The sequence below is a fragment of the Aminobacter sp. BA135 genome (assembly GCF_050859125.1).
GTDB lineage: Bacteria > Pseudomonadota > Alphaproteobacteria > Rhizobiales > Rhizobiaceae > Aminobacter > Aminobacter ciceronei.
In genome coordinates this window covers 3,355,347-3,367,714 of sequence record NZ_CP139572.1, presented here as the reverse complement: position 1 = coordinate 3,367,714, position 12,368 = coordinate 3,355,347, and the positions used below count along the sequence as shown (strand labels likewise).

Below are 12,368 nucleotides of genomic sequence, written 5' to 3'. Positions count from 1 at the left end.
CGGCCAGTCATGATTCAGATGCAAACAAACCTCGACGTCGCGGATAATTCCGGCGCCCGTCGTGTCATGTGCATCAAGGTGCTGGGCGGCTCGAAGCGGAAGTATGCTTCTGTAGGCGACATCATCGTGGTGTCGATCAAGGAAGCCATTCCGCGCGGCCGCGTAAAGAAGGGTGACGTGATGAAGGCGGTCGTGGTTCGCACGGCCAAGGACATCCGTCGTCCGGACGGCAGCGTGATCCGTTTCGACAAGAACGCGGCCGTTCTTGTCGATAACAAGAAAGAACCTATCGGCACGCGTATCTTCGGGCCGGTTCCGCGCGAACTCCGCGCCAAGAACCATATGAAGATCATCTCGCTCGCGCCCGAAGTGCTGTAAGGAGCCGGAACAATGCAGAAGATCCGTAAAGGCGACAAGGTTGTCGTTCTGGCCGGCAAGGACAAGGGCCGCACCGGCGAGGTGCTGTCTGTCCAGCCGAAGGAAGACAAGGCACTTGTCCGCGGCGTGAACATGATCCGCCGCCACCAGAAGCAGTCCCAGACCCAAGAGGGCGGGATCATTACCAAGGAAGCGCCGATCCACCTGTCGAACCTCGCGCTCGCCGACCCCAAGGATGGCAAGCCGACCCGCGTCGGTTTCCAGGTCCAGAAGGACGGCACGAAGGTGCGTGTCGCCAAGCGCTCGGGAGAAGTCATCAATGGCTAAGGCAACCAACGAGCCGCGTCTGAAGAAGGTCTACAACGAGACCATCCGCCAGGCGATGCAGGAACAGTTCAAGTACGACAACGTCATGCAGATCCCACGCATCGACAAGATCGTGCTCAACATGGGTGTTGGCGAAGCCACTGCGGACTCCAAGAAGCCCGCCGTTGCCGCTGAAGACCTGGCGATGATTGCCGGCCAGAAGCCGGTCATCACCCGCGCCCGCAAGTCGATCGCCGGCTTCAAGGTGCGTGAGCAGATGCCGATCGGCGCCAAGGTGACGCTCCGCCAGGAGCGCATGTACGAGTTTCTGGACCGTCTCGTGAACATCGCACTGCCGCGCGTTCGCGACTTTCGCGGTCTGAACCCGAAAAGCTTTGACGGCCGCGGAAATTACGCTATGGGCCTCAAGGAGCATATCGTGTTCCCCGAGATCAACTACGACAAGGTTGATCAGATGTGGGGTATGGACATCATCGTTTGCACGACCGCCAAGACGGACGAAGAAGCCCGGGCTCTGCTCAAGGCCTTCAACTTCCCCTTCCGGCAGTAACGGCAGCGAGAAAAGGAAAAATCTGAAATGGCAAAGACCAGCTCAGTCGAGAAGAACAATCGGCGCCGCAAGCTTGTGGACCAGTACGCTGCCAAGCGTAAGGCCCTCAAGGACGTCGTCATGGATCAGGCCAAGCCGATCGAGGAACGCTTCCGCGCGCAGCTCAAGCTCGCCGCGCTGCCGCGCAACTCGGCAAAGATCCGTATTCGTAATCGCTGCGAAGTGACCGGCCGCCCGCGCGCCTACTATCGCAAGCTTAAGATGTCGCGTATCGCGCTTCGCGACCTGGGCTCGATCGGGGCGATCCCCGGTCTGGTCAAGTCGAGCTGGTAAGGAGCATTTGACATGTCTTTGAGTGATCCTCTCGGCGATATGCTGACCCGCATCCGCAACGCCTATGGCCGCAAGAAGTCGACCGTGTCGACGCCGGCGTCCAGGCTGCGCGCCCGTGTTCTCGACGTGCTGAAGGCGGAAGGCTACATCCGCGACTACAGCCAGACCGACTTCGAAAACGGCAAGTCCGAGATCGAAATCGAGCTGAAGTACTTCGACGGCCAGCCGGTTATCCGCGAAATTGCCCGCGTCTCCAAGCCGGGCCGCCGCGTCTACGTCTCGTCCAAGTCGATTCCGCCTGTTGCCAATGGCCTCGGCATCTCGATCCTTTCGACCCCGAAGGGCGTGATGGCCGACCACGAAGCGCGCGAACAGAACGTCGGCGGGGAAATCCTCTGCCAGATCTTCTGATCTGCCTAGGCTGAAACAAGAAAGGCACGAGGACTATGTCTCGTATTGGCAAGAAACCCGTTCAGCTTCCGCAGGGTGTTACCGCTTCCGTCGACGGCCAGACCGTCACGGCCAAGGGCCCCAAGGGCGAGCTGAAGTTCGTGGTCAACACCGAAGTTCTGGTCACGATGGAAAACGGCGAAATCGCTGTTCAGCCGCGCGACCAGTCGAAGGACGCGCGCTCCAAGTGGGGCATGTCGCGGACGCAGATCGTCAACATCCTGACGGGTGTTAAGGACGGCTTCGAAAAGAAGCTCGAGATCACCGGCGTCGGTTACCGTGCAGCGCTCCAGGGCAAGAACCTGCAGCTGGCACTTGGCTTCTCGCATGACGTCGTCTATCAGACGCCGGAAGGCATCACCATCACGGTGCCGAAGCCGACCGAAATCGTGGTCAACGGCATCAACAAGCAGCAGGTCGGCCAGGTCGCTGCCGAGATCCGCGAATACCGCGGTCCCGAGCCTTACAAGGGCAAGGGCGTGCGCTATGCAGGCGAGAAGATCGTCCGCAAAGAAGGCAAGAAGAAGTAACAACAACGCCGCGGTGCGCGGTCGCGGGAAGCAATTGGGCTTACCGCAGATGGCCGCGCCCGTTTCAGAAGGCAAGGAACTGCTACTATGGCTTCGAAAGAATCCACCCTGCGCCGTTCGGCGCGTATCCGCCGCCAGATCAAGAAGGTCGCCAACGGCCGTCCGCGCCTGTCGGTTCACCGCACGTCGAAGAACATCTACGTCCAGGTCATCGACGACGCCAACGGCCGTACGCTCGCTGCCGCTTCGACCCTCGAGAAGGATCTCAAGGGCTCGCTGAAGACCGGCGCCGACACTGCTGCCGCGACCGCGGTTGGCAAGCTGATCGCCGAGCGTGCTTCGAAGGCTGGCGTCAAGGACGTCGTTTTCGATCGAGGCGCCTACATCTATCACGGCCGCATCAAGGCACTTGCCGAAGCTGCGCGTGAAGGTGGTCTCAACTTCTGATGCAGTTTACGGCGTAGCGCGCGGCGCTGCGCCGCATCACTGGCCAGTTGCAATAAATCCGGCGACGCTATAGACGCCGGATTTGGTTTTTAACCCCCGTGCTTCCGGAAAAAAATAAGGATAGGAATATGGCACAAGAACGTAGGGAAGGTGGTCGCGACCGTAGCCGTGACCGCGAAGAGCGCGACAGCGAGTTCGTCGATAAGCTCGTCCACATCAACCGCGTTGCCAAGGTCGTCAAGGGCGGCCGGCGTTTTGGTTTTGCAGCACTCGTCGTTGTCGGCGACCAGAAGGGCCGCGTTGGCTTTGGTCACGGCAAGGCGCGCGAAGTGCCGGAAGCGATCCGCAAGGCAACTGAATCGGCCAAGCGCGACATGATTTTCGTGCCGCTCCGCTCGGGCCGCACGCTGCACCACGATGTTGAAGGCCGTTGGGGCGCTGGTCGCGTTCTGCTGCGCTCTGCCAAGCAGGGTACCGGCATCATCGCCGGCGGTCCCATGCGCGCTGTCTTCGAGACGCTCGGCATGCACGACGTCGTCGCCAAGTCGATGGGTTCTTCGAACCCGTACAACATGGTTCGTGCGACCTTCGATGCGCTGAAGAGCCAGATGCATCCGAAGGATGTGGCTGCACAGCGCGGCATCAAGTACTCGACGCTTCAGGCCCGCCGCGGCACCGCCGTTGCGGCTGAAGAATAGTCGCTCGAGCTGACCAGGGACAATGACCATGGCCAAGAAAGCAACCAAGACCATCACCGTCGAGCAGATCGGTAGCCCGATCCGTCGTCCGAAGGAGCAGCGTGCAACGCTGGTCGGCCTCGGCCTCAACAAGATGCATCGCAAGCGCACGCTGGAAGATACTCCTTCGGTGCGTGGCATGATCGCAGCTGTCCAGCACCTCGTCCGCGTTGTGGACGAGGCGTAAGCCGAGCGCAGGAGATAGAAGATGAAACTCAACGATCTGCGTGACAACGCCGGCGCGACCCACTCCAAGAAGCGTCTTGGCCGTGGCATCGGTTCCGGCTCCGGCAAGACCGGCGGCCGCGGCGTGAAGGGCCAGAAGGCTCGTTCGGGCGTCGCGATCAATGGCTTCGAGGGCGGCCAGATGCCGCTCTATCGTCGCCTGCCGAAGCGCGGCTTCACCAACATTTTCGCGAAGAGCTACAACACCGTTTCGCTGGCCCGCATCCAGGTCGCGATCGATGCCAAGAAGCTCGACGCGAAAGAGACCGTGACGGCGGAAGCCCTCGTCAAGGCCGGCGTGATTCGCCGCGTCAAGGACGGCGTCCGTATCCTCGGCGACGGCGAACTCAAGGCCAAGGTGGCCTTCGATGTCGCCGGCGCTTCCAAGCCGGCGATCGAGAAGATCGAAAAGGCTGGAGGATCGGTGAAGCTGCCTGAAGTGGCAGCCGCCGAGTAAAAGGCTTTGCAAAGTAAGCGGCGGTAGAGATACCGCCGCTTGCATGTTTGCCTCCCGGAGCCTATCTCGTGGCTTCGGTGACACGCGCCGCGCCCATCGCGGCATTTCGGCGTGACCAAGCGGAGTACCCTGAATGGCATCGGCTGCTGAACAACTAGCATCCAATCTGAATTTCGCAGCCTTCGCCAAGGCCGAAGACCTCAAGAAGCGTATCTGGTTCACGCTTGGCGCGCTGCTTGTCTACCGCCTCGGTACCTACATCCCGCTTCCGGGAATCAATCCCGACGCCTTCGCGCAGGCTTTTACCCAGCAGAGCCGCGGCGTCCTCGGCATCTTCAATATGTTCGCCGGCGGTGCCGTGCAGCGCATGGCGATCTTCGCCCTGGGCATCATGCCCTACATCTCCGCCTCCATCATCATGCAGCTCATGACGTCGGTCGTGCCGTCGCTTGAAGCGCTGAAGAAGGAAGGCGAGCAGGGCCGCAAGATCATCAACCAGTACACCCGCTACGGCACCGTGCTGCTGGCAGTCGTCCAGGCCTACGGCATTTCCGCCGGCCTTGAGGGCGGCAACGGCATCGTCACCGATCCGGGCATGTTCTTCCGTGCCTCGACGGTCATCACGCTTGTCGGCGGCACGATGTTCCTGATGTGGCTCGGTGAGCAGATCACCGCGCGCGGCATCGGCAACGGCATTTCACTGATCATCTTCGCCGGTATCGTTGCAGGCCTCCCGAGCGCCATCAGCGGCACGCTGGAACTCGGTCGCACCGGTGCGCTGTCGACCGGCCTGATTCTCGCGATCATCGTTCTGGCGATCGTCGTCATTGCCTTGATCGTCTTCTTCGAACGTGCCCAGCGTCGCCTTTTGATCCAGTATCCGAAGCGCCAGGTCGGCAATCGGATGTTCCAGGGCGATACGTCGCACCTGCCGCTGAAGCTGAACACCGCAGGCGTCATTCCTCCGATCTTCGCCTCGTCGCTGCTGCTGTTGCCGGCGACCGTCGCGGGCTTCTCGAACACCGCCACGCTGCCCGGCTGGGTGAGCACCGTCATGGCCGCTCTCGGCCATGGTCAGCCGCTCTACATGCTGCTCTACGCCGCGATGATCGTGTTCTTTGCCTTCTTCTACACGGCGATCGTCTTCAATCCGAAGGATACGGCCGACCAGCTGAAGAAGCATTCGGGCTTCATTCCCGGCTATCGCCCCGGCGAGCGCACGGCGGAATATATCGACTACGTGCTGACCCGCGTCACCGTCATCGGCGCTGCCTACCTGGTCGTCATCTGCTTGATGCCCGAGTTCCTGATTTCGGCAACCGGCGTTCCGTTCTACCTTGGTGGTACTTCGCTTCTGATCGTGGTCAATGTAACCCTTGATACCGTGGCGCAGATTCAGGGTCACCTGATCGCCCACCAGTACGAGGGGCTGATCAAGAAGTCGAAGCTCCGTGGAGGTAAGAGGGGAAGATGAAGCTTATTTTGCTGGGACCGCCCGGGGCGGGGAAGGGCACTCAGGCGCAGAGGCTGGTCGAAAAGCACGGTATCCCGCAGCTTTCTACCGGTGACATGTTGCGGGCGGCAGTGAAGGCCGAAACGGAAGTTGGCAAGCGCGCCAAAGCCGTCATGGACGCGGGCGAGCTGGTTTCCGACGAGATCGTCAATGCGATCGTGGCCGAGCGCATTGACCAGGACGACTGCGCCAAGGGCTTTATCCTCGACGGTTATCCGCGCACGCTGGCGCAGGCAGATGCAGTCGCAGACATGCTGGCCGAACGCGGCCTGCATCTCGACGTGGTGATCGAGCTCGTCGTCGACGACAAGGCACTTGTTGGCCGTATCCTGAAGCGCGCCGAAGAAGCACAGGCTGCTGGCCAACCGGTTCGCAAGGACGACAATGCCGAGGTGTTCGAAGAACGCTTGCGCGAGTACTACAAGAAGACGGCGCCGTTGATCGGCTACTATTACGCCAACGACCTGCTCAAGCAGGTCGACGGCATGGCCGAAATGGACGACGTGACTGCGCAGATTGAAGCTGTCATCGCTGCTGTCACGCACTAAAAGCAGCGGAGCGCTTGACTGACGGGCCGTACTGGCGTATGGCGGCCCGTCTTCCATTCAGGCATGATGTTGTTTGCCCGTTAGGGTGCATAGTCATATTGATACGGAAAACCCGCATGGGCCGGCCTCCACCGGACGCGGGGCAACTTGAAGCGCCGGCACAGTCCGGCCCAAATGGAGTGAGAAAATGGCTCGTATAGCCGGCGTTAACATCCCGACCAACAAGCGCGTTGTGATTGCGCTTCAGTACATTCACGGCATTGGCAAGAAGTTCGCCCAGGAGATCGTCGAGAAGGTCGGCATCCCGGCTGAGCGCCGCGTCAACCAGCTGACCGATGCTGAAGTCCTGTCGATCCGCGAGACCATCGACCGCGACTACCAGGTCGAAGGCGATCTGCGCCGCGAAGTTTCGATCAACATCAAGCGCCTGATGGACCTCGGCTGCTACCGCGGCCTGCGTCACCGCCGTTCACTTCCGGTCCGCGGCCAGCGCACGCATACCAATGCGCGCACCCGCAAGGGCCCGGCCAAGGCAATTGCCGGCAAGAAGAAGTAATTTCGTTCCCGGTGGGTTTCGGCCCGCCGGTTTCGCCTTTTATGGGCGGGTGTTCGGCCTGACACCTTAAAAAGCAGGCTGGTGTAGCCGCTGGTATTACGGCGGTGAAGAGATCAACTGAAAGGACTACCATGGCTAAGGAAGCCGCTCGCGTTCGTCGTCGCGAACGCAAGAACATCTCGTCGGGCGTCGCCCACGTGAATTCGACCTTCAACAACACCATGATCACCATCTCCGATGCGCAGGGCAACACGATTGCCTGGTCGTCGGCCGGTGCACAGGGTTTCAAGGGTTCGCGCAAGTCGACCCCGTTCGCTGCCCAGATGGCTGCCGAAGACTGCGCCAAGAAGGCCCAGGAACATGGCATGCGTATGCTTGAGGTCGAAGTCTGCGGTCCGGGTTCGGGTCGTGAATCGGCGCTGCGTGCGCTCCAGGCTGCGGGTTTCACCATCACGTCGATCCGCGACGTGACGCCGATCCCGCACAACGGCTGCCGCCCGCGCAAGAAGCGTCGCGTCTAATATTTCACCCCGTGCGAGCGCCTTGGGCGCTCGTTACGGTTTCCAGGTCGCCCGCCACGATTGGATGGTGGCGGGGCAACGGAAGGAAGCGAATATGATCCAGAAAAACTGGCAGGAACTGATCAAGCCAAACAAGATCGAGTTCTCGTCCAAGAAGAAGACGCTGACCACGCTCGTCGCCGAGCCGCTTGAGCGTGGCTTCGGCCTGACGCTGGGCAACGCGCTCCGTCGCGTGCTGTTGTCGTCGCTTCGCGGCGCTGCCGTCACAGCCGTCCAGATCGACGGCGTGCTGCATGAGTTCTCGTCCATCGGCGGCGTTCGCGAGGACGTTACCGATATCGTGCTCAACATCAAGGAAATCGCCATCCGCATGGAAGGCGACGGCCCGAAGCGCATGGTCGTTCGCAAGCAGGGCCCCGGTGCCGTTCTCGCCGGCGACATCCAGACGGTCGGCGACGTCGAGATCCTGAACCCCGACCACGTCATCTGCACGCTCGACGAGGGCGCGGAGATTCGTATGGAGTTCACCGTCGACACCGGCAAGGGCTACGTCCCGGCTGAACGCAACCGCGCAGAAGATGCTCCGATCGGCCTCATCCCGGTCGACAGCCTCTACTCGCCGGTCAAGAAGGTTTCGTACAAGGTCGAGAACACCCGCGAGGGCCAGGTTCTGGACTATGACAAGCTGACCATGACCATCGAGACCGACGGTTCGATCACCGGTGAGGACGCGGTGGCTTTCGCTGCTCGCATCCTGCAGGACCAGCTCGCTCTGTTCGTCAACTTCGACGAGCCGCAGAAGGAAGTTGCAGCCGAGGCCGTTACCGAGCTTGCCTTCAACCCGGCGCTGCTCAAGAAGGTCGACGAACTGGAGCTTTCGGTCCGTTCGGCCAACTGCCTGAAGAACGACAACATCGTTTACATCGGCGACCTGATCCAGAAGACGGAAGCAGAAATGCTGCGTACTCCGAATTTCGGCCGCAAGTCGCTCAACGAGATCAAAGAAGTTCTGGCCGCGATGGGCCTGCACCTCGGTATGGAAGTGCAGGACTGGCCGCCGGAAAACATCGAAGACCTCGCCAAGCGATACGAAGACCAGTACTAAGACGACTTAGTCGAGCAAGGTTCCCAGGACCGGATATTCCGGTCCGACGGCCTTGCGGAAAACCATCAGAGGCCGTGGCCTCTTGAACAATTGAAGAAGGAAAAGAGCCATGCGCCACGGTTTCAAAGGCCGTCGCTTCGCCCGCAGCGTAAGCCACCGCAAGTCCATGTTCGCCAACCTCTCGGTCTCGCTGATCGAGCACGAGCAGATCGTGACCACGCTCGAAAAGGCGAAGGACCTGCGTCCGATCGTCGAGAAGCTGGTGACGCTCGGCAAGCGCGGCGACCTGCATGCCCGCCGCCAGGTGATCGCCCAGATCGGCAACGAGAACGTCGTGAAGCGTCTGTTCGACGTCGTCGCGCCGCGTTACGCCACCCGCAATGGCGGCTATCTGCGCATCATGAAGGCTGGCTTCCGCCGCGGTGACAACGCCGCCATGGCAGTCATCGAGTTCGTCGATCGCGACACCTCCGCCAAGGGCGCCGGCGACCGCGTTCGCCTCGAAGCCGAAGCTGCCAACGAAGCTGAAGCTGCATAAGCAGCCCGCATCGTTGTTTTGAACCGAAGGGGCCCTCGTGGCCCCTTTTGTTTTGGGCGACCGCCAGAAAGGCTGCAGCGGTTGTTCCGTATCCCGCGCCAACTATGCGGAAATAAGCGCTTTCGCGCGCATACAGCCTTTCAATTTGCACAATCGTCGCGACAATGGCGCCGACCAGACGTTGGAGGATTCGCAATGCGTGCGAAACGTTATTTGCTGCTTGCGCTGTGTGCCTGGATGGCCGTTGCAGGTGGTGTATCGGCCCAGGAGGCCACCAAGCCCGCCGAGGATCCCGGCCTGTCGGATGTGCTGACGGACCTTTTGAACGGCGGCAAGGATGGCACGGCCACGCCCGGCCCCGACCGTCGCGTGCCCTTCGGCCGCGAGGAGATGCAGCTTTCCTTCGCGCCGCTGGTCAAGGATACGTCTGCCGCGGTGGTCAACGTCTATGCTTCCAAGCAGGTGAAGGCACGCTCGCCCTTTGAGGGCGATCCATTCTTCGAACAATTCTTCGGCCGTGGCGCGCCGCGCAATCGCTCCTCGCTCGGTTCCGGCGTACTGGTCGATGCGAGCGGCATCGTCGTCACCAACAATCACGTCGTCCAGGACGCCGACCAGGTGAAGGTCGCACTGTCGGATGGCCGTGAATTCACCTCAAAAGTTCTGCTCAAGGACGACTCGCTCGACCTTGCCGTGCTGAAGATCGATTCCGACAAGCCGTTTCCGACGATCGCCATCGGCGATTCCGACGCGCTACAGGTTGGCGATCTCGTTCTTGCCATCGGCAATCCCTTCGGCGTTGGCCAGACCACGACCAGCGGCATCGTCTCGGCACTGGCCCGCACCCATATCGGCGTCTCCGATTCCGGCTTCTTCATCCAGACCGACGCCGCCATCAATCCGGGCAATTCCGGTGGCGCGCTCATCAATATGGGCGGCCAGTTGATCGGCATCAACACGGCGATCTTCAGCCGCAGCGGCGGCTCGATCGGCATCGGCTTTGCCATTCCCTCCAATATGGTGCGCGCCTTCACCGAGGCGGCCAAGGGTGGCGCGGAGTTCTTCGAACGGCCGTTCATTGGTGCCTCGTTCGAGCCGGTGACGCCACAGATCGCAGAATCGCTCGGCATGGACCATCCTGCCGGCGCGCTGATTTCGTCCGTCGACGAAAACGGTCCGGCGGCACGCGCCGGCCTCAAGCCCGGCGATGTCGTTCTGTCGTTCAACGGAGCCGCCATCGAGCATATGGAAGCGCTCGACTATCGCCTGGCGACCCAGCCGATCGGCGGCAAGGCGACGCTGTCGGTGCTGACCAAGGGCGAGGAAAAGGCCGTTGAAGTGGCGCTCGAGCGCGCGCCAGAAGGCGCCAGCACGAACGAGGTGTTGCTGGGCGGCCGCAGCCCGTTTGCCGGCGCCAAGGTCGCCGTGCTGTCGCCGCGCCTGGCTCAGCGCCTGCGCGTTGCGACCGACACCAAAGGCGTCGTGATTGTCGGCGTTGACGGCGGCTCGGCTGCCGCCGGTTTCGGCTTCCAGGCCGGCGACATCGTGCGCGAGCTCAACGGTGAAACGATCGACACCGCAGAGAAGCTCAAGCTGCTTTCCGAAGAGGATACACGCTGGTGGCGCTTCACCGTCGAGCGCGACGGCCGCATCATGCGGCAAATGCTGCGCTACTGAGCGTTTGACCATGCTCGAAGTGGACGTGGCACATAACTGGATCGTGGGGAGGGCCACCGCATGAGCTCTCTTTTCGACGAGGTCGTGCCGCGGCCGCTTGCCGAGACATTGCGTCCGCAAAGCCTCAGCGAGGTCATCGGTCAGGACCATATCCTCGGTCCTGACGGTCCGATCGGCCGCATGGTCAAGTCGAAAAAGGCATCGTCCTTCATCCTCTGGGGCCCGCCAGGCGTCGGCAAGACGACGATTGCCCGGCTGGTCGCCAAGGAAATCGGCCTCGATTTTGTTCAGCTCTCGGCGGTTCTCTCTGGTGTCGCCGACCTCAGGAAGGTCGTGGACGCTGCCAGGCAGCTGCGCAGCGGGGCAGGGCGCCAGACGGTGGTGTTCGTTGATGAGCTCCACCGCTTCAACAGAACCACCCAGGACGCGCTGCTGCCGCATGTCGAGGACGGCACCATCGTGCTGATCGGTGCGACAACGGAGAACCCGAGCTTCAGCCTTGTTGCGGCTCTGCTGTCGCGTGCCAAGGTCTACACGCTCAAGCGTTTCGAGAAGCCTGACCTTGCCATCCTGGCCGAGCGGGCCGAGGCGCATGCCGGCAGGAAGCTGCCGCTGGACGCTGACGCGCGTGATACACTTTTGACCATGGCGGATGGCGATGGGCGCTACCTGATCGGGCTCTGCGAGGAGCTGCTCGCGCTGCCTTCAGGCGTGGTGCTCGATGTCGGCGGCCTTGCCGAGACGGTGCAGAAGCGTGCTCCGGTCTACGACAAGGGGCAGGAAGAGCACTACAACATGCTCAGCTGCTTCCATAAAAGCCTGCGCGGCAGCGACGTACAGGCGTCGCTCTACTGGGCAGCGCGCATGGTTGTCGGCGGCGAATCTCCGGCGACGATTTTCCGTCGCCTGGCTTGCGCCGCATCCGAAGACGTCGGCATGGCCGACCCGCAGGCGATGCCGCAGGTCATCGCTGCCTGGACGGCGTTCGAGCGGGTAGGGTGGCCGGAAGGGCGTCTGTTCATGGCCCAGGCGATCACCTATGTGGCGACCGCACCCAAGTCGAACGCGTCCTATACGGGTTTCAACCAGGCGATTGCCATGGCCCAGCAGACCGGTTCTCTGGCGCCACCAAAGCACATCCTCAACGCCCCGACCAAGCTGATGAAGGAACTCGGCTACCACGAGGGCTACAAATACGACCACGATTATCCCGACGCGTTTTCGGGCCAGGAATTCATGCCGGATGAGCTTGCCGGCGCCAACCGTCCGGAATTCTACGCGCCCAACGAACGCGGCTTCGAACGCGACATCAAAAAACGCCTCGAGTTCTGGGCACGCAACAAGGCCAACCGCAGCCACTCCGACGACTAGTCGCCGGCGATGTCGTCCGTTGCACATTTGCCCGGACGCGAGCTCGGCCTCTGACCAATTTCTGCCGTTTGCCAATCCGCGCGCTTCGTTTCGCGCCTTAACATA

Annotated in this window: 18 protein-coding genes; all 18 read left to right on the top strand. The window is 61.6% G+C overall.

The window, feature by feature from the left end:
• Positions 1–9 precede the first annotated feature (9 nt).
• Positions 10–378 carry a 50S ribosomal protein L14 gene (rplN, locus tag SLT36_RS16350; protein ID WP_006205457.1) on the top strand — a complete coding sequence of 123 codons (369 nt, stop codon included), beginning with the start codon at positions 10–12 and terminating at the stop codon, positions 376–378.
• 12 nt (positions 379–390) lie between these two features.
• A complete protein-coding gene (rplX, locus tag SLT36_RS16345) occupies positions 391–705 on the top strand; it encodes a 50S ribosomal protein L24 (protein ID WP_115732102.1) in 315 nt (104 codons plus the stop codon).
• The gene (gene rplE / locus SLT36_RS16340) at positions 698–1,255 is read left to right on the top strand and encodes a 50S ribosomal protein L5 (protein WP_115732101.1); all 558 of its coding nucleotides are present in this window, start codon (positions 698–700) and stop codon (positions 1,253–1,255) included. The genes rplX and rplE overlap by 8 nt, the downstream gene beginning before the upstream one ends.
• Before the next feature lie 27 nt (positions 1,256–1,282).
• The gene (gene rpsN / locus SLT36_RS16335; RefSeq protein WP_067961894.1) at positions 1,283–1,588 is read left to right on the top strand and encodes a 30S ribosomal protein S14; all 306 of its coding nucleotides are present in this window, start codon (positions 1,283–1,285) and stop codon (positions 1,586–1,588) included.
• A gap of 12 nt (positions 1,589–1,600) precedes the next feature.
• The gene (gene rpsH / locus SLT36_RS16330; protein WP_067961896.1) at positions 1,601–1,999 is read left to right on the top strand and encodes a 30S ribosomal protein S8; all 399 of its coding nucleotides are present in this window, start codon (positions 1,601–1,603) and stop codon (positions 1,997–1,999) included.
• A 35-nt stretch (positions 2,000–2,034) separates the two neighbouring features.
• The gene (rplF, locus tag SLT36_RS16325) at positions 2,035–2,568 is read left to right on the top strand and encodes a 50S ribosomal protein L6 (protein WP_432283551.1); all 534 of its coding nucleotides are present in this window, start codon (positions 2,035–2,037) and stop codon (positions 2,566–2,568) included.
• Positions 2,569–2,655: 87 nt separating this feature from the next.
• Positions 2,656–3,015, top strand: coding sequence for a 50S ribosomal protein L18 (gene rplR, locus SLT36_RS16320; RefSeq protein ID WP_432283550.1), 360 nt, complete (start codon positions 2,656–2,658; stop codon positions 3,013–3,015).
• Positions 3,016–3,143: 128 nt separating this feature from the next.
• Complete coding sequence (rpsE, locus tag SLT36_RS16315; RefSeq protein WP_067961902.1) at positions 3,144–3,713, top strand: 30S ribosomal protein S5; 570 nt, start codon at positions 3,144–3,146, stop codon at positions 3,711–3,713.
• Between the two features lie 28 nt (positions 3,714–3,741).
• Positions 3,742–3,939: a 50S ribosomal protein L30 gene (rpmD, locus tag SLT36_RS16310; RefSeq protein ID WP_067961904.1), complete on the top strand. Its 198-nt coding sequence runs from the start codon at positions 3,742–3,744 to the stop codon at positions 3,937–3,939.
• A gap of 21 nt (positions 3,940–3,960) precedes the next feature.
• Positions 3,961–4,434 carry a 50S ribosomal protein L15 gene (gene rplO / locus SLT36_RS16305; RefSeq protein WP_115732099.1) on the top strand — a complete coding sequence of 158 codons (474 nt, stop codon included), beginning with the start codon at positions 3,961–3,963 and terminating at the stop codon, positions 4,432–4,434.
• A 133-nt stretch (positions 4,435–4,567) separates the two neighbouring features.
• Positions 4,568–5,908 (top strand): preprotein translocase subunit SecY, encoded by a 1,341-nt coding sequence (secY, locus tag SLT36_RS16300; RefSeq protein ID WP_432283549.1) that lies wholly within the window; start codon positions 4,568–4,570, stop codon positions 5,906–5,908.
• A complete protein-coding gene (locus tag SLT36_RS16295; protein ID WP_432283548.1) occupies positions 5,905–6,495 on the top strand; it encodes an adenylate kinase in 591 nt (196 codons plus the stop codon). Before secY ends, SLT36_RS16295 begins: the two co-directional genes overlap by 4 nt.
• Before the next feature lie 187 nt (positions 6,496–6,682).
• Positions 6,683–7,051 carry a 30S ribosomal protein S13 gene (gene rpsM, locus SLT36_RS16290; RefSeq protein WP_055976458.1) on the top strand — a complete coding sequence of 123 codons (369 nt, stop codon included), beginning with the start codon at positions 6,683–6,685 and terminating at the stop codon, positions 7,049–7,051.
• Between the two features lie 131 nt (positions 7,052–7,182).
• On the top strand, positions 7,183–7,572 hold the full coding sequence (gene rpsK, locus SLT36_RS16285) for a 30S ribosomal protein S11 (protein ID WP_055976460.1): 390 nt from the start codon (positions 7,183–7,185) through the stop codon (positions 7,570–7,572).
• Positions 7,573–7,666: 94 nt separating this feature from the next.
• Positions 7,667–8,677: a DNA-directed RNA polymerase subunit alpha gene (locus tag SLT36_RS16280; protein WP_055976463.1), complete on the top strand. Its 1,011-nt coding sequence runs from the start codon at positions 7,667–7,669 to the stop codon at positions 8,675–8,677.
• Positions 8,678–8,786: 109 nt separating this feature from the next.
• Positions 8,787–9,215, top strand: coding sequence for a 50S ribosomal protein L17 (rplQ, locus tag SLT36_RS16275; protein ID WP_067961913.1), 429 nt, complete (start codon positions 8,787–8,789; stop codon positions 9,213–9,215).
• Between the two features lie 195 nt (positions 9,216–9,410).
• Complete coding sequence (locus SLT36_RS16270) at positions 9,411–10,892, top strand: DegQ family serine endoprotease (RefSeq protein WP_432283547.1); 1,482 nt, start codon at positions 9,411–9,413, stop codon at positions 10,890–10,892.
• 60 nt (positions 10,893–10,952) lie between these two features.
• Positions 10,953–12,263: a replication-associated recombination protein A gene (locus SLT36_RS16265; protein WP_432283546.1), complete on the top strand. Its 1,311-nt coding sequence runs from the start codon at positions 10,953–10,955 to the stop codon at positions 12,261–12,263.
• Positions 12,264–12,368 lie beyond the last annotated feature (105 nt).

What these genes read in the sequence shown, in the direction of transcription:
- SLT36_RS16295 (WP_432283548.1), top strand. Translation starts at nt 5,905, where the DNA reads ATGAAGCTTATTTTGCTGGGACCGCCCGGGGCGGGGAAGGGCACTCAG.
- rplR (WP_432283550.1), top strand. Translation starts at nt 2,656, where the DNA reads ATGGCTTCGAAAGAATCCACCCTGCGCCGTTCGGCGCGTATCCGCCGC.
- rpsE (WP_067961902.1), top strand. Translation starts at nt 3,144, where the DNA reads ATGGCACAAGAACGTAGGGAAGGTGGTCGCGACCGTAGCCGTGACCGC.
- rplF (WP_432283551.1), top strand. Translation starts at nt 2,035, where the DNA reads ATGTCTCGTATTGGCAAGAAACCCGTTCAGCTTCCGCAGGGTGTTACC.
- rplN (WP_006205457.1), top strand. Translation starts at nt 10, where the DNA reads ATGATTCAGATGCAAACAAACCTCGACGTCGCGGATAATTCCGGCGCC.
- rpsK (WP_055976460.1), top strand. Translation starts at nt 7,183, where the DNA reads ATGGCTAAGGAAGCCGCTCGCGTTCGTCGTCGCGAACGCAAGAACATC.
- rpsM (WP_055976458.1), top strand. Translation starts at nt 6,683, where the DNA reads ATGGCTCGTATAGCCGGCGTTAACATCCCGACCAACAAGCGCGTTGTG.
- SLT36_RS16265 (WP_432283546.1), top strand. Translation starts at nt 10,953, where the DNA reads ATGAGCTCTCTTTTCGACGAGGTCGTGCCGCGGCCGCTTGCCGAGACA.
- SLT36_RS16280 (WP_055976463.1), top strand. Translation starts at nt 7,667, where the DNA reads ATGATCCAGAAAAACTGGCAGGAACTGATCAAGCCAAACAAGATCGAG.
- rplQ (WP_067961913.1), top strand. Translation starts at nt 8,787, where the DNA reads ATGCGCCACGGTTTCAAAGGCCGTCGCTTCGCCCGCAGCGTAAGCCAC.
- secY (WP_432283549.1), top strand. Translation starts at nt 4,568, where the DNA reads ATGGCATCGGCTGCTGAACAACTAGCATCCAATCTGAATTTCGCAGCC.
- rpmD (WP_067961904.1), top strand. Translation starts at nt 3,742, where the DNA reads ATGGCCAAGAAAGCAACCAAGACCATCACCGTCGAGCAGATCGGTAGC.
- rplO (WP_115732099.1), top strand. Translation starts at nt 3,961, where the DNA reads ATGAAACTCAACGATCTGCGTGACAACGCCGGCGCGACCCACTCCAAG.
- rplX (WP_115732102.1), top strand. Translation starts at nt 391, where the DNA reads ATGCAGAAGATCCGTAAAGGCGACAAGGTTGTCGTTCTGGCCGGCAAG.
- rpsH (WP_067961896.1), top strand. Translation starts at nt 1,601, where the DNA reads ATGTCTTTGAGTGATCCTCTCGGCGATATGCTGACCCGCATCCGCAAC.
- SLT36_RS16270 (WP_432283547.1), top strand. Translation starts at nt 9,411, where the DNA reads ATGCGTGCGAAACGTTATTTGCTGCTTGCGCTGTGTGCCTGGATGGCC.
- rpsN (WP_067961894.1), top strand. Translation starts at nt 1,283, where the DNA reads ATGGCAAAGACCAGCTCAGTCGAGAAGAACAATCGGCGCCGCAAGCTT.
- rplE (WP_115732101.1), top strand. Translation starts at nt 698, where the DNA reads ATGGCTAAGGCAACCAACGAGCCGCGTCTGAAGAAGGTCTACAACGAG.